This is a genomic window from Sorangium sp. So ce693 (genome assembly GCF_051521375.1).
Lineage (GTDB): Bacteria > Myxococcota_A > Polyangia > Polyangiales > Polyangiaceae > Sorangium > Sorangium atrum.
Window position 1 is genome coordinate 4,919,530 of record NZ_CP150347.1, and the last position, 20,005, is coordinate 4,939,534.

The 20,005-nt window shown below is 72.1% G+C and carries 15 protein-coding genes; 7 read left to right on the plus strand and 8 right to left on the minus strand.

Annotation, left to right across the window (positions count from 1 at the left end):
- Window positions 1-106 precede the first annotated feature (106 nt).
- The 3 genes from WMF14_RS18385 to WMF14_RS18395 all read left to right on the plus strand — a co-directional run bounded on the left by WMF14_RS18385 (window position 107) and on the right by WMF14_RS18395 (window position 7,581).
- The gene (locus WMF14_RS18385; protein ID WP_437802583.1) at window positions 107-1,558 is read left to right on the plus strand and encodes a hypothetical protein; all 1,452 of its coding nucleotides are present in this window, start codon (window positions 107-109) and stop codon (window positions 1,556-1,558) included.
- 10 nt (window positions 1,559-1,568) lie between these two features.
- The gene (locus WMF14_RS18390; protein WP_437802585.1) at window positions 1,569-6,239 is read left to right on the plus strand and encodes a sigma 54-interacting transcriptional regulator; all 4,671 of its coding nucleotides are present in this window, start codon (window positions 1,569-1,571) and stop codon (window positions 6,237-6,239) included.
- 139 nt (window positions 6,240-6,378) lie between these two features.
- A complete protein-coding gene (locus WMF14_RS18395) occupies window positions 6,379-7,581 on the plus strand; it encodes a hypothetical protein (protein ID WP_437802587.1) in 1,203 nt (400 codons plus the stop codon).
- Between the two features lie 141 nt (window positions 7,582-7,722).
- Here WMF14_RS18395 and WMF14_RS18400 read toward each other — a convergent pair whose 3' ends face one another.
- On the minus strand, window positions 7,723-9,261 hold the full coding sequence (locus tag WMF14_RS18400; protein ID WP_437802589.1) for a glycosyl hydrolase family 8: 1,539 nt from the start codon (window positions 9,259-9,261) through the stop codon (window positions 7,723-7,725).
- Between WMF14_RS18400 and WMF14_RS18405 the strand changes: the two genes are divergently transcribed.
- The gene (locus WMF14_RS18405; RefSeq protein WP_437802591.1) at window positions 9,230-9,478 is read left to right on the plus strand and encodes a hypothetical protein; all 249 of its coding nucleotides are present in this window, start codon (window positions 9,230-9,232) and stop codon (window positions 9,476-9,478) included. The genes WMF14_RS18400 and WMF14_RS18405 overlap by 32 nt on opposite strands.
- Before the next feature lie 163 nt (window positions 9,479-9,641).
- Here WMF14_RS18405 and WMF14_RS18410 read toward each other — a convergent pair whose 3' ends face one another.
- On the minus strand, window positions 9,642-10,553 hold the full coding sequence (locus tag WMF14_RS18410; RefSeq protein WP_437804232.1) for a LysR family transcriptional regulator: 912 nt from the start codon (window positions 10,551-10,553) through the stop codon (window positions 9,642-9,644).
- Window positions 10,554-10,685: 132 nt separating this feature from the next.
- Between WMF14_RS18410 and WMF14_RS18415 the strand changes: the two genes are divergently transcribed.
- Window positions 10,686-11,381, plus strand: a complete 696-nt coding sequence (locus WMF14_RS18415) for an O-methyltransferase (RefSeq protein WP_437802593.1) — start codon at window positions 10,686-10,688, stop codon at window positions 11,379-11,381.
- A gap of 72 nt (window positions 11,382-11,453) precedes the next feature.
- Here WMF14_RS18415 and WMF14_RS18420 read toward each other — a convergent pair whose 3' ends face one another.
- The 4 genes from WMF14_RS18420 to WMF14_RS18435 all read right to left on the minus strand — a co-directional run bounded on the left by WMF14_RS18420 (window position 11,454) and on the right by WMF14_RS18435 (window position 15,231).
- Complete coding sequence (locus WMF14_RS18420; protein WP_437802595.1) at window positions 11,454-12,710, minus strand: Kelch repeat-containing protein; 1,257 nt, start codon at window positions 12,708-12,710, stop codon at window positions 11,454-11,456.
- A 266-nt stretch (window positions 12,711-12,976) separates the two neighbouring features.
- On the minus strand, window positions 12,977-13,138 hold the full coding sequence (locus tag WMF14_RS18425; RefSeq protein ID WP_437802597.1) for a hypothetical protein: 162 nt from the start codon (window positions 13,136-13,138) through the stop codon (window positions 12,977-12,979).
- Between the two features lie 62 nt (window positions 13,139-13,200).
- A complete protein-coding gene (locus tag WMF14_RS18430) occupies window positions 13,201-14,640 on the minus strand; it encodes a PLP-dependent aminotransferase family protein (protein ID WP_437802598.1) in 1,440 nt (479 codons plus the stop codon).
- A 3-nt stretch (window positions 14,641-14,643) separates the two neighbouring features.
- A complete protein-coding gene (locus WMF14_RS18435) occupies window positions 14,644-15,231 on the minus strand; it encodes a LysE family translocator (protein ID WP_272098467.1) in 588 nt (195 codons plus the stop codon).
- A 183-nt stretch (window positions 15,232-15,414) separates the two neighbouring features.
- On the opposite strand from WMF14_RS18435, the gene WMF14_RS18440 reads away from it, so the two are divergent.
- Complete coding sequence (locus tag WMF14_RS18440) at window positions 15,415-15,954, plus strand: hypothetical protein (protein WP_437802600.1); 540 nt, start codon at window positions 15,415-15,417, stop codon at window positions 15,952-15,954.
- 48 nt (window positions 15,955-16,002) lie between these two features.
- Here the strand turns inward: WMF14_RS18440 and WMF14_RS18445 are convergent, their stop codons facing one another.
- Complete coding sequence (locus WMF14_RS18445) at window positions 16,003-16,851, minus strand: oxidoreductase (RefSeq protein ID WP_437802602.1); 849 nt, start codon at window positions 16,849-16,851, stop codon at window positions 16,003-16,005.
- Window positions 16,852-16,974: 123 nt separating this feature from the next.
- Here WMF14_RS18445 and WMF14_RS18450 point away from each other — a divergent pair, with 123 nt between their 5' ends.
- Window positions 16,975-17,934 carry a LysR substrate-binding domain-containing protein gene (locus tag WMF14_RS18450; protein ID WP_437802604.1) on the plus strand — a complete coding sequence of 320 codons (960 nt, stop codon included), beginning with the start codon at window positions 16,975-16,977 and terminating at the stop codon, window positions 17,932-17,934.
- On the opposite strand, the gene WMF14_RS18455 is transcribed toward WMF14_RS18450, so the two are convergent.
- On the minus strand, window positions 17,882-19,789 hold the full coding sequence (locus WMF14_RS18455; protein ID WP_437802606.1) for a M6 family metalloprotease domain-containing protein: 1,908 nt from the start codon (window positions 19,787-19,789) through the stop codon (window positions 17,882-17,884). The two genes, WMF14_RS18450 and WMF14_RS18455, sit on opposite strands and share 53 nt — an antisense overlap.
- Window positions 19,790-20,005 lie beyond the last annotated feature (216 nt).

Genomic DNA, 20,005 nt, shown 5'->3' on the forward strand with positions numbered 1-20,005 from the left:
ACGTCCTCTGGTAACCGCCCCGTTGCGATGCGATATATCCTTTGAAATTCAATGGTTTGGACTTGTGGCCCGAGAGCTGCTTCAGGGGTTGGCAGGAGACCTTACCATGGTAACCGAACCGACATCCCACAGCCTCACGCTTCCCATTCTCCTCGCCACCCTGCTCGCCGCGTGCGCCGGAACGTCCGACGGCGGCAGCTCGACCGGCGACGCGCCGGCCGATCCTGCCGGTCCAGCGCCTCACGAGGGCGCCTCTCCCGGCCAGCAGGCCGCGCCCGCCGTGCCTCCGGCGCCGGATCTCGCGTACCCCGGCAAGGGCTTCATCGTCCACGAATGGGGCACCGACACCGTAGTCGTCGGCTCCGACGGCTCGCTTCAACCGGGGCTGCATCACGAAGAGGAGGACCTCCCCGCCTTCGTCTATGACCGGCTCGAAGCCGGCACGCTCGAAGGCTCGATGTCGACGAGCGTCAACGTGAAGATGGAGACGCCGGTCACTTACTTCTACTCCGAGGAGCCGCTCGACGCGCATGTCGAGATAGGGTTCCCCAAAGGGATCTTCACGCAGTGGTACCCTGCCGTCCGCGAGTTTTCCCCGCCCATCATCGCGCCCGGCAGCGTTGCTGGCGTGACGACGTACGCGGACCCGGCGTTCGACCCCGACTTCCCCTTTGGCTCGCCGATGTGCTCAGAGATGTACGGCCCGAACGCGCGCGGGTTCCTCCAGTGGAGCAACATCGAGGTCCTCGGGCGCGACAGCGATATCCCCCTGCCCGAGGCGCCGCTCGATCGGTTCACGTGGGCGCACGCGCGCCAGGTCGGCGCCAACCCGCTCCGCATCGCAGGCGTGCCCGGCGCGATGGAGGCGCCCCAGCACGAGCGCTTCCTGTTCTATCGAGGGCTCGGCAACTTCGACCTGCCCGTCCGCGTGACGGCCGGCACCGGCGGGGCGATCTCCGCCGAGAATACCCTCGACGAGGCGATCGGCGCCGTCTTCGTCCTCAACGTCGGCGCCTCGACGGGGGCGTTCGTCGCGCACCCCCAGGGTATCGCCACGGGCGGCACGCTCGTCGAGCGCGCCCCCTCGCTCGACGGAGCGCCGCCGCTCGACGCATTCGTCGAGTCGCTCGGCGCGAGCATGATCGACGCCCTCGACGCGACCGGCCTCTACCACGACGAGGCCGTCGCCATGGTGAACACCTGGAAGCGCCAGTGGTTCCGGACGCCCGGCGTCCGTGTGCTCTACCTCGCTCCGGAGGCGTGGACCAACGCCTCGATCCCGATCTCCATCATCCCCACGCCTGCCGATGTCGTGCGCGTCATGATGCTCCGCGTCGAGGTGCTCTCGCCCGAGCTCGAGGCAGCGGACGTCGGCGCGGCGCGGCGGCTCGCGGACCCGTCGCTCGCCGCCGACGCCGAGCGCCACTTCGACGATCTCGGGCGCTTCGCCGAGCCGCGTCTCCGCCGCGCGCTCACGATCCTCGGCGAACCCGCGTACGGCCAGCCCTTGCTCGCCCGCATCGCGGCGGGAGCGACGGCGAGCGCCGCGCGCGAGTAACCTCTCCACCATGCACGCCCCGCGGCGCGAGCCGTTCGTGGCCCATCCTCGGTACGAGCCGGGCGAGATCCTCGGGCAGGGGGCGCAGGGCGTCGTGGGGCGCGTGATCGACCGCGAGGCGCGGGGGCGCGAGCTCGTCGCGAAGGTGTTCCGTCAGGGCGCCTTCCGCGAGGACACCCTGCTCGGCGAGTTCGCGCTGCTCGCGCGCCTTCGCATCTCCGGCGTGGTGCGGGCGCACGATCTCGGGCGGGACGAGCGGACGGGAGCGCCCTTCCTCGTCGAGGAGTACGTGGCCGGCGACGACGCCGCGGCGTGGGTGCAGGAGGGCCCGGCCGCAGAGCGCCCGGCGCGGCTCGCGGGCGTGCTCGGCGGCGTCGCGAGGACGCTCGCCGCCCTGCACGACGCGGGGTTCGTGCACAGCGATCTCAAGCCGGCGCACGTGCGGATGCGGCCCCTCGGCGGGGGCGGCGCCGAGGCCGTGCTCCTCGACCTCGGGGCGGCGGTCTCGAGGGCGCGCGCGCCGGGCGGCGCCGTCGCGTTCACCTCGGCGTTCGCCGCGCCCGAGCTGCTCGCCGGGGGCGCGCCCTCGCCCGCGTCCGACCTCTACAGCCTGGGGGCGCTCGCGTGGTGCTCGGCCGCGGGGCGCCCGCCCGGGCCCTTTCGCGCGCGGCGCCCGCTGCGCGACGCCGCACCGTGGGTCCAGCCGAGCGTGGCCGAGGTGATCGAGGCGCTGCTCGCGCTGCACCCGCGAGACCGCCCCCCCGAGGCCCGCGAGGTGCTCCGGCAGCTCGGCGTCGCGGCCGCGGAGGCGGGCATCGCCGTCGGGGCGCCGCCCGCGCCCGTCGGGCGGGAGCGCGAGCTCGAGGCGCTGCAGCAGGCGCCGTCACCGTCGGGGCACGTGCGTTATGTCACGGGGCCGAGCGGCGCCGGCAAGAGCCACCTCGGCCGCGAACTCGTGACGCGGGCGCTGCTCGCCGGGCGGAGCGCCCGCTACGTGGCGTTCCCGCGCGATGCTGACCCGCTCCTGCTGCGGCTCATCGCGTTCTTCCGGGGCGCCGAGCAGGCGCCGCCGTTCGTGACGCCGCCCCGCGACGGGCCTCCGCTCCTGCTCTTGCTGGACGACCTGGATCAGGCCCCGGCCGAGCTCCGCGCCGCGCTCGACGCGTACCGGTGCCGGCCGGCGGCGCCCGGCGGCGCGGCGATCGAGGTGATCGCGACGGCCCGGAGCGCGCCCGAGGGCGCGGCTTGCGTGGCGCTCGGGCCGCTCAGCGACGCGAGCTTCGGCGCGCTGTGCCGCGCGCTCGGCGTGGACGACGAGGCGAGCGTGCGAGAGGCCGCCGTGGCGTCGGGGAAGAACCCGGGGTGGCTCTTCGCGTCGCTCGGCCGCGTGCCGCTCACGAAGGACACGGCGCTCGAGCGGGTGCGCGGGCTGTCGGCCGATGCCTGCGCGACGCTCGCCGCGATCGCGATCGCGGGCGGCGCGCTGCCCGAGGCGCGCTGCTCTCTCGGGTTCGGGCGCGGCGGGCGGGCGGACGCGCGGGGCGGCGGGCAGCAGCGCGCCTCCGGCGAGCGAGCCCTCGGCGAGCTGCTGGCGGGCGCGCTCATCGCGAGGCGGGAGGCGGCGGCCGGCGCGCTCACCACGCTGTCGGCTCCCGCCCTGGCGAGGGACCTAGCGGCGGCGCTCGCCACGCCGGAGATCGCCGAGGAGGTCGCCGCGGCGCTGCTCGCGGACCCCGGCGCGCCTGCGTCGGCGCTCCTCTCGGCGGCGGCGGCGCCGTGCACGAGCGCCCGCCGCGCGCAGCTCCACGAGCGGGCCGCGGCGCGAGCGCGCGAGGCCGGGCTGCGGTCGGAGGAGATCGACGCGCTGCTCGCGCTCGGCGAGGACGCGGACCGGAGGACCCCGGCGCTCCTGTGCAGGCTCGAGCGGCTGACGCGCGACGCGGGCGTGGGCGCGGCGCACCCGCAGGTCGTCGCGTGGCTCGACGAGGCGGCGCAGGGGGACGAGCGGGTGCTCGTGCTCGCGCTGCGGCGGCGCGCGGAGAGGCGCGCGCGCGATGGAGACGCGACGGCGGCGAAGGAGCAGGCGCTCGCGGCGCTCGCGGCGGCGCGGAGGCTCGGCGGCGGGGCGGCCGAGGCGTTCGCGCTGTCGACGCTGGGGCTCGTGGCGCTGATGCGCGCCGACTGGGGCGAGGCGGAGGCGTGGCTCGCGGGGGCGCAGGCGAAGCTGCCCTCGGCGGGCGAGCGCGTGGACGACGTCGAAGGCGAGCGCGTGGACGACGTGGAAGAGGTGGCGCGGCTCCACCACAACGCGGGCATCGTGGCGCTCTACCGCGGCCAGGTGGACGACGCGGTGCGGACGTTCGAGGCGTCGCTCGCGGTGAAGCGGAGCCTCGGGGATCGAGCCGGCATGCGCTCGTGCCTGATGAACCTGGGGATCGCCCTCGGGAAGGCGTCGCGCTACGAGGACGCCTTCCGCGCGCTCGACGAGGCGATGCGGCTCGCGCGGTCGCTGGGTCAGGTGGCGGGGCGCGGCTGGTGCCTGTCGGCGCGCGCGGACATCGAGGTGCGCCGCGGCGACGCGCGCGCGGCGGAGCGCTGCATCGAGGAGGCGTGGGCGCTCGCGGCGTCGCTCCCTGCGGCGATCCAGGCCGATCTGGTGATCGCGCGGGCGAACGTTGCGTTGCTCGACGGCGACGGCCCGAGGGCGCTCGCGGCGCTCGCGGCGCTGGATCCGGGCGTGCGAGCGAACGATCCGCTCGTGGACGCGCGGGCCCAGGTGGCGGAGGCGCAGGTGTACCTCACGAAGCTGCCAGCGGAGCCACGGCGGGCGGCGCGGGGGGCGATCCGGGCCGCGCGGCGGGCGCGCGCGGCGATGCTCGCGGAGGTGGAGGCGCAGGCGCTCGACGTGCTCCGCTCGGCGCGGCCGGGCGCACCGGCGGCGGGCAGCGCGTATGCTGGCCGAGGCATGACAGCGGCGGCGAGCGGGGAGGATGAAGCGCTCTGGGCGTGGCTCGCATCGGTGGCGGCCGCGGGCGACGGCGCGAGGGGCACGGCGGACGGCGCCGCGGAGGCAGCGATCGGGCTCGCCCGCGCCCTCGTGCAGCAGTCGGGGGCCGAGCGCGCGCTGCTCGCCGTGGTCGACGAGCAGGGGCGGGTGGTCGCGGCCTGGGGCGCCGATCTCGACGGGCTGGAGATCGCCGAGGCGGCGCGGCGCATCGCGCCCGACCTGGCCCGTCTCGCGCTGAGCCAGGCCGCGCCCGTCCACTACCAGCGCGACGTGGAGACGCCGGGCGGCCGCGGCTCGCGGCTCGTGGTGCGCGGCGGCGCAGACCACGCCTCGACGGGCGCGCGCGCCCCGGCGGCGAGCGCGGTCTCGCCGGGTCCGGCGCTCCCCGGGCCTCCGCGCGCGCTCCTCGTGGTCGAGCACCGGTTCCGCCCGGCGTGCTTCGATGCCGTCACGGAGGCGCAGGCCGCTCGCTGGGCGTCGCTCGCGGGGCTCTTCCTGCGGCTCTTCGCCCGCCCCGGAGCGCCGGAGGAGCCGCGCCGCGAAGGCCCGGCGCCTGCCTGCCTCGCCTCGCTCGCGGAGCCCGCGCCCGATCTCCGGCACGCCGACACCACGGTCGTGCCCGCGGCCCCGCTGCGGAGGAGCTTCCCCGGCATCCTGGGCCAGAGCCCCGCGCTGCGCCGGGCGCTCGCGCGCCTCGACGCGGCGACCGACAGCGATCTGCCCGTGCTCCTGATCGGCGAGACCGGCACGGGCAAGGAGCTCTTCGCCCGCGCGCTCCACGATCTCGGCCCGCGCCGTTCGCGCGAGCTCGTCGCCGTCAACTGCGGCGCCGTGCCCGACACGCTCTTCGAGGCGGAGCTCTTCGGCCACGCGCGGGCCTCGTTCACGGGGGCCGAGCGCGCGCGCCCCGGCCTGCTCGCCCGGGCCGAGGGCGGCACGCTCTTCCTCGACGAGCTGGGGGAGCTGCCGCTCCCGCGCCAGGCGGTGCTGCTGCGGGCGCTGGAGTCACGGCGCTATCGCCCGGTGGGCAGCGACGACGAGCGGCCGTTCGACGCGCGGATCGTCGCGGCCACGAACCGGGATCTCGCGCAGGCGGTCGCCGAGCGGGCGTTCCGGCAGGACCTGCTCTTCCGGGTGAACGCGATCGAGATCCACGTGCCGCCGCTCCGCGATCGGGAGGGCGACGTGCCGCTGCTGCTCGCCGGGTACCTGGATCGGATGGGCGCCCCCATCGAGATCGCGCCGCGAGCGCTCGCGGCGCTCGACGCCTACGCGTGGCCCGGCAACGTGCGGGAGCTCGCGCACCTGGTCCAGCGCCTGGCCGCGCTGGGCGTGCGCCGCGTCGACCTTGAGCACCTCCCGCGGGGGGTGCGGGCGAGCGCGCTGCGAGCGAGCGCGCGCCGGACGCCCGCCGCCGCGGAGCGCCCCGCGGGCGAGGCGCGACCGCCGGCCAGTCCCGCTCCGCCGCCGGCCGCGGAGCGCCCCGCGGGCGAGGCGCGCCACGCGCTGGCCGAGCACGACGAGCGCGAGCCGATCCGCCGCGCGCTCGCGGAGACCGGGGGGAACATCAGCCGCGCGGCCGAGCGCCTCGGCATCACGCGCCACGGTCTGAAGAAGCGCATGGCGCGCCTCGGCATGCGCGCCCCCTCCGGATCGCAGGGGAAGGTGGGGTGAACCCCCTCGTGAAGGCGCTGCTGACGAAGAGGCAGGCAAACGCAGTATCGGAGGACTCTTTATGAAGGGCAGCGGTTCCGGAGCACTGAACACATCGAGGCTCGAGGAAGAGCACCAGCGAGGCCGCGCGGCAGGACAAATGGTCTTTCCGATCCTCCCGCGCCCCTGCCACCCTCGAGGACCGAGCCCTCGCCGTGGGTGGAGCGGGCGGTTCGCCCTCGCGTTGCTCGTCGCGGGCTGCTCGCCTGCGGCCGTCGACGGATCGCCGGCGCACCCGCCGGACGGCGGAGGTGGCGCCCCCACCGAGCCGCCCCCGCCCGCTGCATGCGATGCCTCCGCGGCCGACGGCGTCGCCGTCTTCGCCTCGGACGTCGACACAGGCGCCCCGCAGGCGCCCGGAGCTCCCCCCTACGCGATCGACGGCTGCTGGCTGGCCTACGTCGCGGCGCGCGAGGCCGGCGACGCGAGCGGCGCTCTGAGGCTGCGTGATCTCGGTACGGGCGAAGAGCTCCTCCTCGCGCCGGCCGCCGAGACGCCCCGCCGGCCTGCGCTCGCCGGCGACGTCGTGGTCTGGGAGGCGACGGACAGCGGAACACGCGTGGTGCGCGTGCGCCGGGGTGGCCAGACGCAGACGATCCGCGGCCCGTTCGATCACGCGGGCGAGCCGCGCGTGGAGGGAGACGCCGTTGTGCTGACAGGCTGGCTGACCGCGGACGAGAGCGGCGACACGGACGTCTTCCTGTACGAGATCGGCGAGGAGGAGGCGGTCCAGATCGCGTCCGGCCCGGGCCAGCAGCGCTTCCCGGACATCTCGGCGACGCACGTCGCCTTCGCTGATTTCTCCGAGGATCCCGACGGCCGCTTCGACGAGGACGCGCGCGATCTCGCGGACATCGTGGTCTATGACCGGCGCACGAGGCGCGCCACCCGGCGCTCCCGGGAAGGCAAACAGTCCTTCCCGATGCTCGGCGCTGGAGAGAGGGGGGTGGCTTATCTCGAATGGGCGCCGTTTCATCCGGAGCCCAAGTTCGAGCAGTTCGATCTGCGGATCGGGGACATCACCGCTCCTGCGGACGGCGACGCCTTGGCCGCGAGCATCGAGCAGTCGGGCCGGCCGTACGTGCTCCCCGAGGTCCGCGGCGAGCTCATCGAGTGGGTGGAGCGGCCTGCGGACGGCAATGCGTCCTTGCGGCGGAGGCCGGCCGATCTCTCGGCGCCCGCGGTCGAGGTCCCCGGGCTCTCGGCGTTCGAGCTGTTCGGGCCGTCGGCCTCTGCGACGATCACGGTGCTCGCGGCGCGCTCGCCGGGAGGCGAGCTGGAGCTCCGCGGCGTCGCTCGGTGATCCAGGGGGGCGCAGGACAGCCTCGCGGCGACGCGGTGTAGGTCCGGGAACGCTACCTCCCGGCGGGACAGGCCTTGCGAGGGGAGTCGGCGTCGGGCGCCGCGATCACCGGAGTGATCCGAGCGCCCCACGCCCGCCGAGCTACTTCTTCGCAGCAGCGGCAGCCGGCGCCGCGGCCGGCGCCTTCCCGGCAGCCGGCGCCTTCCCGGCAGCCGGCGCCTTCCCGGCAGCCGGCGCCTTCCCGGCAGCCGGCGCCTTCCCGGCAGCCGGCGCCTTCCCGGCAGCCGGCGCCGCGGCATGCTCCTGCGGCGTGATGATGCGGAATTTGCCGCTCAGGTGAAGCAGCGACATCGTGTACAGCATGCCGTCGTAGTACCGCCACTTGCCGGTGGGCGCCTCGCGCTGATACAGCTCTTCGACGAAGCGCCAGGCCCGCGGATGGGTAGCCGCCAGCGCCGCGACGGCGTTCGCCGACACGAGCCCGAGCGAGTCGTAGTCGACGGTGGGCTTGCCCTCGAGGGTGAAGTTGCCCTTGTACTTGGGGCCCTGCGCCTCGAAGAACGCGAGGAGGCGATCGCTCAGCTCGGTCTGCCGCGGATCCTTCGCCCACCACGCCGCGTCCACCGACCAGTTGATCGCGGTGCGGAACGCGTCCTGACGGAAGTTGGCGGTCCCCGCGTCCCACGAGGCGCCCTTGGGGGTGCCGTCGAAGTTGGCATAATCGGGAGCGAGCCCGGTCTTCGGGTGGGTCGTCTTGACGAAGTAATCGCGGCTCGCCTTGGCCGCCTCGGCCCAGAACGCGCGATCCGCCTCGGGGCCCCAGGCCGCCCAGAGATCGTAGAACGCCGGCAGGTGATACGACGGGTCCGTGTGATCGCCGTTCTTCGCGAAGTTGTCCGCGTCGGGCGTGAACCGCACCATCTTGTGCTCGGTGTTGAAGAGCGAGTGCAGCGTCGTCTTGCGCTTGTCCTTGTTGACCGGCCCGGTGATCGGCTTCCGGTTCTTCATCGCGTCGAGGATGGCGAAGGCTTCCTTCTTGTAGTCGTAGATCCCCTTGCCGTTCCCCCAGCGGTTCGACGCGAACAGCAGCGCGGTGGCGAAATACTCCTCCGCGTCCGGCGCGGGATTCTCATCCATGGCCGTGCCGTCCGGGTGCATCTGCCACGAGAAGTAGCCGAAGCCGGGGTGCTTCGGATCCGCATGGTACATGTGGGACTTGGCCCAGTTCCACAGGGCGTCGAAGTCGTCTTTGCGATCGACCTGCACGGCGATCATCATGCCGTACGACATCCCCTCGGAGCGAACATCGTTGTTGCCGATGTCCATGATGTACGCCTTGGGGCCGTTCGCGTTCTTCCCCGCCGGGAACAGGACGGCCTGCTCCTTGGGGTCGCCGTGGAACAGCTGCTCGTAGGCCTTCGCAATCTTGGCGTCGATCTCGGCGGGCTTGTGTCCGAGCTCGGCGAACAGGTTGCGATACTCACCCGTCGCGAACGCTCCCTTGGCAGCGGGCTTGAGCGGCGGACCGAGGGGCGCAGGCTCCGCCGGGGCGGGCGCCTGGGCCGTGCCGCTCGGGCTCGCGGTGGTGGCCGGAGCGGCGCTGTCGGCCGGAGTCGCGGAGCTCGCCGGACCGGGCGAGCCGACCTGGGTGCCCTGGTTGCTGGGCGCGCAGGCGATCACCGTGACCGCAAACCATACCGATGCAACGGGAGACGTTAGCATTCGCAAGTTCATCACTGTCCTCGTGTTCGAGCTCGCATCCTGTGAGAACGCGCTCGGCGTGAACATCGCTGGCGACGTCCACGTATTGACGCTGCTGGGCGAGAAGGAAATCCAACCGCTCGGAGGCGTCAAGCCCCAACTGCCGGGCCTGCCTCGGGGTGAGAGGACACCCTGACAACTGCGATCCGGCTCTTCTAGAAAAGTTGCGTGATCCCAGCATCTTTTCATGTGTCGAAGGGGATCGCCTCCACGTCACAGCGCTGCTTGCTCACGGGTCGACGCGGTCGACATGATCGACGTTCACACGCCCCGAATCGGCGCTGCTGGGCCGGGCGCGGCTACGCCCTGAACTCCGCCAGCGACCGGCAGACGCGGCGGAGCCGGTCGCGCAGCCATCGGTGCGCGGGGTCGGCGTCGAAGCGGGGGTGCCACGCCTGCGAGATGGTGATGGCCGGCGTGGTCACGGGCAGCGGGAACGTGACGAGATCGAAGCGCGGGGCCGCGTGCGCGAGCCAGTTCGATGGGAACGCGCCGACGAGGTCGGAGCTGGCGAGGAGGCACAGCGCCGCGTAGTGGCCTGACGCCACGGCCGCGGTGGTCCGGGCGAGCCCTTTCTTCTTGAGGGCCTCGTCGATGGGCCCCCAGGTCTTGCCCAGCCTGGAGACGCCGAGGTGCGCGTGCTCGACGAACCGCTGCAGCGTCACCTTGCCGGACGCGAGCGGGCTGCCGCGGCGCACCACGCCAACGAAGCGGTCCTTGACGAGCGCCTGCACGCGGATCTCCGGGCCCATGTCGCCGATGATGCCAATGTCGAGATCGATCCGGCCCTCCCGGAGCGCGGCGACGTCCTCGTCGCCCTCGGGGAGGAAGCGGACCGTGACGCCCGGGGCCTCGGCCCTCAGGGCGTCGAGGAGCGGGGCGCCGACGAGCCCGAGCAAGCCGTCGCTGGTCCTGACGGCGAAGCTGCGGGTGAGCGCGGCGACGTCGAGCGCGCCCCGCTCGCGGAGGACCGCGCTGGCCGAGGCGACCACCGCGCGCACGCGCGGGCGCAGCTCCGCGGCGCGCGGCGTGGGCACGAGCCGCCGGCCGGCGCGCACGAGGATCGGGTCGCCCACGGCCTCGCGGACGCGCGCGAGCGTGCGGCTCATGGCCGAGGGGCTGAGGTGCATCCGCTTCGCGGCCAAGAGGACGCTCTCTTCCTCGAGGAGCACGTCGAGCGCGACGAGCAGGTTCAGATCCATGGAGTGCATGGGACGCAGCAATAACTTACCGTAGATGCACTGGAAGTCATGTCTGTTCGGGCGCAGGTTGGGTGTCGACCAGGGCAGCCGCGAGGGCAGGGGAGCCGTCGCCATGGGCCTGCCCGGAGGAGACCCGTCATCATGAGCACCACCCTCGATTCGCCGCGCGTTCAAAGGACCCTCGACCGCCTCTTCCAGGACGCCGACAGCGGCGATCCGGGCATCATCGCCCGCGTCCGCGGCGACCTGGAGCGCCGCGGGCCGAGCCCCGACCCCGAGAGGCTCGCCCACATGCTCGCCGACGCGTATCTGCCGGTTTCCCGCGAGGTCGGGCGGCTGCTGCACTTGCTCGCCTTCGCGACGAGGGCGCGCACGGTGGTGGAGTTCGGCACGTCGTTCGGGATCTCGACGGTGTTCCTGGCCGCGGCCGTCCGCGATGCCGGGGGCGGCGGGCGGGTGATCGGCAGCGAGATGCACCCGGAGAAGGTTCGGCGTGCGCGGCACAACCTCGAGGAGAGCGGGCTCGGGGAGCTCATCGAGATCCGCGAGGGAGACGCGCTGGTGACGCTGCGGGACGTGGAGGGGCCGATCGACTTCGTTCTGCTGGACGGATGGAAGAACCTTTATTTGCCGGTGCTCCAGATGCTCGAGCCCCGGTTGCGGAGGGGCGCGCTCATCGTTGCGGACGATCTCGACATCGCGCCGGATGACCTGCGGCCGTACCTCGAGTACGTGCGCGGCGCGGGCAGCGGCTACGGGTCGGTGGAGATCCCGCTGGGGGACAGGCTGGAGGTTTCCTGCTGGCATGGCCGCGACGGGCGCGAGGCCGGGGCGTGAGACAGGTCGCCTCGTTCCTCGCCTCGCGCGAGGCGAGCCGCGCGCAGCGGCGTGTGTGCATCAATGCTTCTTCTAGTTCTTGCAGCCTCCGTACCGTTCCACGCTCGCGAGGGTTGGCGGATTGCTGAAGTAGGTCGCGTCATACCCGCCCGTGATGAGGACCGAGCCGTCTTGCAGGGTCGTCGCGGTGTGGAAGCCCCTCTGGATCGGCTCGTCGATCGCGGTCCAGCTGCCGTTCGCCTCCTTGTAGATCTCGGCGCCGTCGCTGCCGACGGCCATCACGCGGCCGTGGGACATGGGCGCGACGGCGGAAGCCCACGTGTGGAGGAAGTTCGGCGGCGCGGTCAACGTCCACGTGTCGTTCGCGGGATCGTAGATCTCGGCGGTCTCTCCGGCGTCGACGAGGATCTCGATTTCCTCGTCGGTGCCGCCGTAGATCCTGCCGCCGCCGCCCGCCACCAGCACGCGCCCGCTCGGCAGCAGCGTGGCCGTGTGCTGCATGCGGGGCAGGTTCGTCGGCGCCGCCGCCGCCCAGGCGCCCGTGGCCGGATCGTAGATCTCCACGCTGGTGCGGCCCTGGGGCATCTCGTTGCCGTTCAACGTGTAGCCGCCGACGACGAGCACGCGCCCGTCCTGGAGCAGCGTCGACGTATGAAGGTAGCGGGTCACCGACATCGACGCTGCGCTGGACCATGTGTTCGTGGCGGGGTCGTAGAGCACGGCCTCCTTGAGGCTCCGGTCGTCGTCGCTGCCGCCCGTGCGCAACACCCGCCCGTCCGGCAGGAGGGTGAGCGCGGTATAAGCGAACTCCCAACCACGGGCCGCCTCGCCGGGCGTGAGCGGGACGCTCGCCGTCGTGCCCGTGATCGGATCGTAGACAAGCCCGCCTGGGCTGAAGAGCACCCTGCCGTCCTGGAGGAGCGCCGCGCCAACGGGGGACATGGGGTAGGGCAGCGTGTCACCGGTCGTCCACGTGTCAGCGGCGGGATTGTAGAAATCAACCGTCGTGGGGTAGGGGTAATCGCCGCTGCCGCCGGCGACCAACACCTGGCCGTCCGGCATGAGCAGGGCGATGTGCCGCTCTCGCGCCACCGGCAGCGGTGCCACCGAGGACCACTCCGCGTGGACGCCGACGTGGCGGCGGCACTTCTTCTTTTTGGCGTGGTGGTGGGCCAATGGCGCCGAGTTCACCTCCAGCGCCCCCTCCTCGAGCGCATCCGAGGCGAGGGGTTCAGGCTCCGCCCCAGCCCCGCAGCCTGCGACCGCGAGCACGGCGAGGGAAAGGAAGGGGACCAGACGACGATGATGGCGACGACCGATGGTGGACATGTAGTACCTCGTCAGGGGCTGGAGGAGGGGCAGCCGTCCCGTGCTGGGGACGCGCCATGGAGCGCAACAGAAGACCATACCAGATGGTCGTTAAGCTGGAACGGGGCGCGTCCCGCAGCGCGCTTGACCGGGCGAACGCTTTGACGTTTCGTATGCTCCGCGATGCGGAGAGTGGACTCTGTACCCCGCTCGCGGGGACCCTCTCCCCCCGCTACGCGCCATAGGCGTTAACCAAGCTTCGCGCCGCGTTCTCCTACATCGAACGTTTACGTGGTCGTAATCGTGGTCGTGGTCGTGGTCGTAATCGTGGTCGTGGTCGTGGTCGTGGTCGTCAACGGTTGGCCGTGGACGACCACGACCACGACCACGACCACGTAAACGTTTACGTAAACGTTTACGTAAACGTTCACGTAAACGTTCACGTTCACGCTGGTGATCGATGGGGGGCGGGCTTCAATGACCGAACGAGCTTGGTCAACGCCGATGCCCGCTAAACCCCTACCACCGCCCTCTCCATCGCCCCCCGCGCGCTCGCCACGGCCGCAAACCGCGGACCCAGGTACTCCGCCACCCGCACATGCTGGCTGAACACCACATTGAACCGGATATGCGGATCGCCCGCCCCATCCGCCATGAACGTCGCCCCGCGCGCCAGCAGGATCTTGTTGAGGTACGCGTCCTGCACCAGCTCGTCGACGTCCACCCCGCGCGGCGCCGCGCCCCAGAGGAACAGCCCGCCTTCACCCGGGTGGTCCAGCAGCACGCCGGCGTCGCGCAGCCGGCGCGCCGCTGCGTTCCGTGCCGCGCCGAGCTTCTGCTGCAGCCGATCGATGTGCTTGCGCCACCTGCCGGCCGACAGCACCTCCAGGAGCACGAGCTCGTTCAGCGCGCCGGTCGTCAGCACCGAATAGATCTTCTCGCGCAAGAGGGGCTTCAGCCGCCCTGGCTCGGCCGCGATGTAGCCGAGGCGCAGCGCCGGGCTCAGCGCCTTGCAGAAGCTGGAGTAATAGATGACCCCGTCCAGCCCCGAGAGCTGCGCCAGCCGCGTGGGATGCCCGGGGTGGAAGTGACCGTGCACGTCGTCCTCGGCGATGAGGACACCGTGCTGGTGCGCGATCGTCAGCACGCGGTGCAGGTTGGCGGCGCTCGAGCCCCAGCCGGTCGGGTTGTGCAGCACGCTCTGGAGGAACATGAGCTTGGGCCGGTGCTCGCGGCACGCCGCCTCCAGCGTCCCCGGATCCACGCCGTCCGGCGTTCGCGCCACCGGGACGAGGCGGTAGCCCGCCTGCCGCAGGCGGCCGAACAACAGGAAATAGCCCGGGTTTTCCACCAGCACCGCGTCGCCTGGCTGGAGGTAGGCCCGGCAGATCAGGTCGATCGCATGGGTGCCGCCCCAGGTCGTGAGCACGCGGCCCGCGTCGGCCGCGAGGCCCTGGGAGCGCATCAGCATCGCGATGCGCTCCCGCAGCTCGGGTAGCCCCTGCGGCGGACAGCGCGCCGCCATGCCGGCGTCGTTGCGGGCGAGCGCGCGCTGGAGAACCGTCGCAGGGATGGCGTCGCTCAGCCAGCTCGCCGGCAGCGCGCCGCTGCTGGCCAGCAGCACGCCGGCGCGCTGGTCGTTGGACTGCTGCGCCAGCCACACCGGCTCCTGCTCCTCGCCGGCCTCCAGCCACGCCTCGCTGGGCATGGCCGAGGCCGCCTCGCACACGAAGAACCCGGCCGTGCCTCGCGACTCGAGAAGCCCGGCCGCCACCAGCCGATCGTAGGCCGTCACCACGGTGTTGGGGCTCACGCCGAGCTGCGCCGCCAGCTGGCGGATCGACGTCAGCCGCGCGCCGGGCGGCAGCTGCGCGCCCTCGATCAGCGCGCGCAGCCGCGCCTCGATCTGGTCGGCCAGGGGAACGGCGGAGTCGCGGTCGAGCGAGAACATGGGTCAACGCAGGAACAGGAGCGCCAGCACCGCCAGCGCGCCGGCCATGATGCCATTGAACAGCCTGTGCCGTCGCGCATCGGTCAGAAATCGCCGGATCGCCACGCCGAACAGCGCCCACGCCGAGGTGCACGGAAAGGTGATGGCGAGGCTGACGACGGACACGAGCAGGGCGCCGCTCGCCACGCCCATGCCCGACGGCATGAACACCGAGGCCACCGTGATCGCCTTGACCCAGCTCTTCGGGTTGACGGCCTGGAACAGCGCCCCCTGCGCGAACGACAGCGGCCGCGGCACCTCGGCGCCCTTGACCGCGGCGCCGCCGGTCAGCTTCCACGCCAGCACCAGCAGGTACAGCGCGCCGGTCACGCGCAGCACGCCGTGCAGCGCCGGGTAGGCGGCGAACAGCGCGCCGAGGCCCAGGCAGGCGACGAAGGTCTGGACCGCGCCGCCCACGCCGATGCCCAGGAGATGCGGCAGCGATCGGCGGTAGCCGAAGTTGGCGCCCGAGGCGGTGAGCATCATGTTGTTCGGCCCAGGGGTGCTCGACATCACGAAGCAATAGGTCAGGAGGGGCAGCAGCTCGGTCATCGCAGAACGCTCCGGTCGGGGATGGCCCGGAGCGTAAGGAGGCGGTGCTCGCCGGTGAAGGCACAGGGGACGCGCCGCACGAAAGCACTGTGTCAGTCGCGCGACCGGTACAGCGAAGGGCCCGGCGCCCGGGGTACACTCGGCGCAGCGCAGCCGGACGAGGCCCGTGGGCGCGGAGGAGACATGACGGACGAATCCGCGGCAGGCGCGCCCGACAAGGCGGCGTTCTTCCGGCCGGAGAACGAGCGGGAGGGCTCGCGCCGCGAGATCTCGAGCCCCACGGGGAAGTACAGGCTCGTGGTGTCGAGCTTCTCGACGGGACGTGGCACCTGGGACTACGCCCAGGGCGAGGTCTACAGGACCGCCTCTGCCGATCCCATCGCCGTCGTGCAGAGGAACTTCGACTGGTTCCCTTTCCTGTTCGTCGAGGCGCACCCGAACGGCCACGACTACCTGGTGTGCGGCGAGGACTACCAGGGCCAGACCGTGGTGGAGCTCGATACCGGGAGGCGCCGCGACCACCTGCCGGATGACGCGAAGGACGGGATCGCCTTCTGCTGGGCGGAGATGCGCTTCGAACCGTCGGCCGCGATGCTCGTCGTCGAAGGGTGCATCTGGGCGTTCCCGTACGAGATCCGCTCCTTCGACTTCTCGGACCCGATGTCAGGATGGCCCGAGATCGAGGCGCCCGTGGTGAACGACCCGGATGCGGCGGGCGCGTGACCCCCGTCTCTCCCTGCGCGCTCGTGCCTCCGGGGCGTCAACCCCGCTTCATTTCGGAAAGTCCGTCGACTCCGCGACGGCGCGCCACGCGGCGAGCTCCTGCGCCACGAACGCGTTCTTCGCCTCGATCGCAGCGACGGTGTCGCTGCCGAGCGGGAGGCGGAGCGGGAGATTCTTCGCGCGGGAGAGCTCGACGACCACGCGCGCGAGCCGCTCCGGGTCGCCAGGCTGCTGGAGGCTGACCGTCTTCGCGTAGCTCCGGACCTTGCCCGCGGTGTCCGCATAATCGGCGATGACCTTGCCCGTCTCGACGACGGACTTCGCCTCCAGGAACTCCGTCCGGAAGTAGCCCGGCTCGATGACCGTCACCGCGATGCCGAGCGGCGCGAGCTCGGCGTGGAGCGCCTCCGAGAGCCCCTCGATCGCGAACTTCGTCGAGCAGTAAACGCCGAACCCGGCGCCCGACCGGTAGCCGCCGAGCGACGAGATGTTCAGGATCTGGCCGGCGCGCTGCTTCCGGAGCTGCGGGAGCACGGCGCGCGTCACCGCGAGGAGGCCGAACACGTTCGTCTCGAAGACGCGCCGGACCTCGTCCCCCGAGGTCTCCTCGATCGCGCCCATGACGCCGTAACCGGCGTTGTTCACGAGGACGTCGATCCGGCCGAACCGAGCGATGGCCGCCTCGACCGCGGCGGCGACGGACGCCTCGTCCGTCACGTCGAGCGCGACGGGGAGGAGCGCCTCGGGCCGCCCGAAGCGGTCCGTGATGCTCTTCGGATCGCGCGCGGTGGCGACCACCCGATCTCCGGCGGCGAGCGCCGCCTTCGCGATCTCCGCGCCGATGCCGCGCGACGCGCCCGTGATGAACCACACCCGCTCGTGCTTGCTCGTTTCCATGGGGATCTCCTCTTCGTGGCCGGGGCGCTGCGCCCCTCACACGACGGAAGATGCAACATCCCGAGCATGAAGAAAATGCGCGAAGATGTTGATGCTTTATGAACCTGCGGTTCATGATCGAGCATGACCGACGCGCTCGACGGGCTCACGACGTTCCTCGCCGTGGCCCGCCACAAGAGCTTCACCGCCGCGGCCGCCGCGCTCGGCGTCACCCCGACCGCCGTGAGCCAGAAGATCAAGCTCCTCGAGCGGCGGTGCGGCGTTGTGCTGTTCCAGCGGACCACGAGGCGCGTGGCGCTCACGGAGCCGGGCGAGAGCCTCTTTCAGCGCCTGCGGCCCGCGATCGCCGACGTCGAGGACGCGCTCGCCGCGCTCGGCGACTACCGAGGGCGCCCCTCCGGCAACCTCCGCATCACTGCGCCGCGCATCAGCGGCGCGTGGCTCGTCGCCCCGCTCGTGGCGCAGATGCGGGAGGCGTACCCGGAGCTGTCGATCGAGGTCTCGCTCGACGATGCCTTCGTCGACCTCGTGGCGTCCGGCTTCGACGCGGGCATCCGGCTCGGAGACGCGGTCGAGAAGGACATGGTGCGGGTTCCGATCTCGAACCACTCGTCGTGGTCGATCGTCGGCTCGCCGGCCTACCTCGCGAAGGCGGGGCGGCCGCGCACGCCGGAGGACCTCGTGCGCCATCACGCGATCCGCCAGCGCCTCCTCGCGAGCGGCGTCGTCTATCGCTGGGAGCTCGAACGCCGGGGCAAGACGATCACGGTCGACGTCCCCGGCGGCATCGTCACCGACGACATCGGGCTCATGGTCGCGCTCGCGTGCGCGGGGGCGGGCCTCGCGTACGTGCCGGACCAGGCCATCGAGCGCGACCTCTCCGATCGCCGGCTGGAGCGCGTGCTCGAGGCGTTCCTCACGAAGGGACCCGGCTTCTGCCTCTACTTTCCCGCGCGCACGCAGGAGCAGCCGAAGCTCCGCGCGCTGATCGAGACGGTCACGAGCTTCCGCGGGCAGGGGGCCAAGCCGCTCAGTCGCACTCCCCGACGCTCCACAGACCGGGCGCCTCCACGTGGAGCGTGACGATCTCGTCCTCGTCGAACCCGAGCGCCTCTTGCACGCCCGTCGTGCGGTATCCAAGGAAGATCTGGTTGCCCCCGAGGTCAACGATCTGCTTGTGGGCGCGGCCGTGGATCTCGTGCTCCGCCACGGATGCGGTGATCGCGTTGCAGGCGAAGGGGACGTAGCTCACGTGCGCGAGCATGATCGGCCCGGAAACGTTGAAGTCCGTGACCGAGAGCCCTGTGAACTGCCCGTCCGCGTCGTCGCTGCTCGGGTCGGTGAGCGGCGTGAAGGTCCGGCCCCCCTCGTCGTTGTAGAGGTTGGCGAGGGAGCTCGGTGAGCTCGGGTTGTTCGCCATGACCGCGATCTTCCCGGCGCCCGCCTTCCTGGCCTCGTCGACGCGGTAGATCGCCACGCCGCCGGAGACGTCATCGAAGTCGAACCAGCGCTGCAGGCCGCGGTCGTACCCCTCGTTCTGGCGGTTGTCGATCAGGAAGTACTGGTCCGGATCCGAGGTCTCGAACTTGTAAATCGTCGGCTCGACGCCCTGTCCGAGGAACTCCGCGCCGGCCGTCCGGACGATGGCAATGTCCTGTGGCGGGGCCCCGGGCTCGATCACCGTCGGCGCTAGGAATCCGGCATGGATCCGGCTCCAGGCGCCCATCGCGACGGGCGTCGAGCCCGCGGGCGAGCCGCTCGTGCTCCCCCAGCTCCCGCTCGCCATCACGCACCATGATCCGAGCGGGGTCGGGCCCTTGTAGAGATCCGGGAGGCCGACCGCCGCGTGCCCGAGCTCGTGGACGATGACACCCACCGTGGCCGGCATCGTGGTGGGCACGCCGCCGACGGAGTGGACCTGCCGTTCGCCGAGCGCGGCATAGCCGGTGAGGACCTTCCCGTCGAGGGTGATCGGGTCCTCGAAGCCCTTCGCATGGGCCCAGATGGATGGCGTCTTGCTCGTGTTCGCGGTCTCGTAGCCGGCCACGATGAAGACCACGTTGAGCTCGTCGCCGCGGACCTTGCCGTCTGCATTGGTGTCGTAGGAGGCGAAGTTGACGTAGGGATCCGCCAGCACCAGCGCCTCCTTCAGGTAGAGCTGAAGGAGGGAGAAATCCTTCTTGCTGTTGGGGTGCGCGAACGGGAGCTTGATCCGGACGATGCCGTCGTTGGCGGTGCCCTGGGTCTCCTTCGCGCGGGTGAAGGAGAATTTCCCGCGCGACATGTCGGCATAGTAATGGTTCACCGAGCCCGGGAGGCCCCCGTACATCGTCTGTTTCCAGTACGCGATGTCGGTGGTGAAGCTGCCGGTGAACGCGCCTGGCGTGGCGAGCCCGCCCCCCTGGGTGAACTCCAGCAGGATGGTGAGCAGGGGGCGCCGGATCCCGGTGATCACCGTCGGAGCCGCCGCGAACGAGAGCGCGCCCCGGGAACGTGAGATCGCCGCCTCCCACAAGGTATCGAGCGCCTCGTCGTCGATGCGCTGGAGCAGCGCCGGATCCACGGGGCCGCCGTGCCCGCGGAGATCGCGGACCAGCACGCCGGAGGGGACGAGTTTGAGGGCGCCGCGCGCGTCCGATCCGAGCTCCGCGACCTCGTAGTCGCCCGAGAGGTCGTTGAGCACGACGGCGGTGCCGTCCGCCATCCGGAGGTAGTCGAAGTGCTCGTCGCCAATCACCTCGGCGCGGAAGGTCGCGCCGGTCGGGTCGAGTCGGATCTCGCGCAGCCCGGGCTCGGCGCTCACCGCGGCCGCAGGGCGGCTCGCCGAGACGGCGCTCGCCAGCGCGGCGAGCGCGACGAGCCCGAGCCGCCCTCCGCGCCGCGCGCCGGCGATCTCCTGGTGCTCCACGTGGCCTGTGCTGCTGTTCCGAGACGTCATGTCCGTGTCCTCCTCGATCCGCGTTCGCCGCGTTCGAGGGGCGCATCGCAACGCATGTGCCGGCCTCGGTCTGCTGCACGAATCGGCGCGTTTCGAGGCTGATCCGCGCGTCTTCGGCCAGCGCTGCGCGCCGCGCCGACACGCCGCCGGGACAGCTGTCGCGCGCGCGCGACGGATGCTGTCGCGGCGGCGTGACAGCGGTCCTGCAGGCGCGCC

What these genes read in the sequence shown, in the direction of transcription:
- WMF14_RS18410 (WP_437804232.1), bottom strand. Translation starts at nt 10,553, where the DNA reads ATGCACTCCATGGATCTGAACCTGCTCGTCGCGCTCGACGTGCTCCTC.
- WMF14_RS18435 (WP_272098467.1), bottom strand. Translation starts at nt 15,231, where the DNA reads ATGACCGAGCTGCTGCCCCTCCTGACCTATTGCTTCGTGATGTCGAGC.
- WMF14_RS18430 (WP_437802598.1), bottom strand. Translation starts at nt 14,640, where the DNA reads ATGTTCTCGCTCGACCGCGACTCCGCCGTTCCCCTGGCCGACCAGATC.
- WMF14_RS18390 (WP_437802585.1), top strand. Translation starts at nt 1,569, where the DNA reads ATGCACGCCCCGCGGCGCGAGCCGTTCGTGGCCCATCCTCGGTACGAG.
- WMF14_RS18450 (WP_437802604.1), top strand. Translation starts at nt 16,975, where the DNA reads ATGACCGACGCGCTCGACGGGCTCACGACGTTCCTCGCCGTGGCCCGC.
- WMF14_RS18385 (WP_437802583.1), top strand. Translation starts at nt 107, where the DNA reads ATGGTAACCGAACCGACATCCCACAGCCTCACGCTTCCCATTCTCCTC.
- WMF14_RS18455 (WP_437802606.1), bottom strand. Translation starts at nt 19,789, where the DNA reads ATGACGTCTCGGAACAGCAGCACAGGCCACGTGGAGCACCAGGAGATC.
- WMF14_RS18440 (WP_437802600.1), top strand. Translation starts at nt 15,415, where the DNA reads ATGACGGACGAATCCGCGGCAGGCGCGCCCGACAAGGCGGCGTTCTTC.
- WMF14_RS18420 (WP_437802595.1), bottom strand. Translation starts at nt 12,710, where the DNA reads ATGTCCACCATCGGTCGTCGCCATCATCGTCGTCTGGTCCCCTTCCTT.
- WMF14_RS18445 (WP_437802602.1), bottom strand. Translation starts at nt 16,851, where the DNA reads ATGGAAACGAGCAAGCACGAGCGGGTGTGGTTCATCACGGGCGCGTCG.
- WMF14_RS18395 (WP_437802587.1), top strand. Translation starts at nt 6,379, where the DNA reads ATGGTCTTTCCGATCCTCCCGCGCCCCTGCCACCCTCGAGGACCGAGC.
- WMF14_RS18415 (WP_437802593.1), top strand. Translation starts at nt 10,686, where the DNA reads ATGAGCACCACCCTCGATTCGCCGCGCGTTCAAAGGACCCTCGACCGC.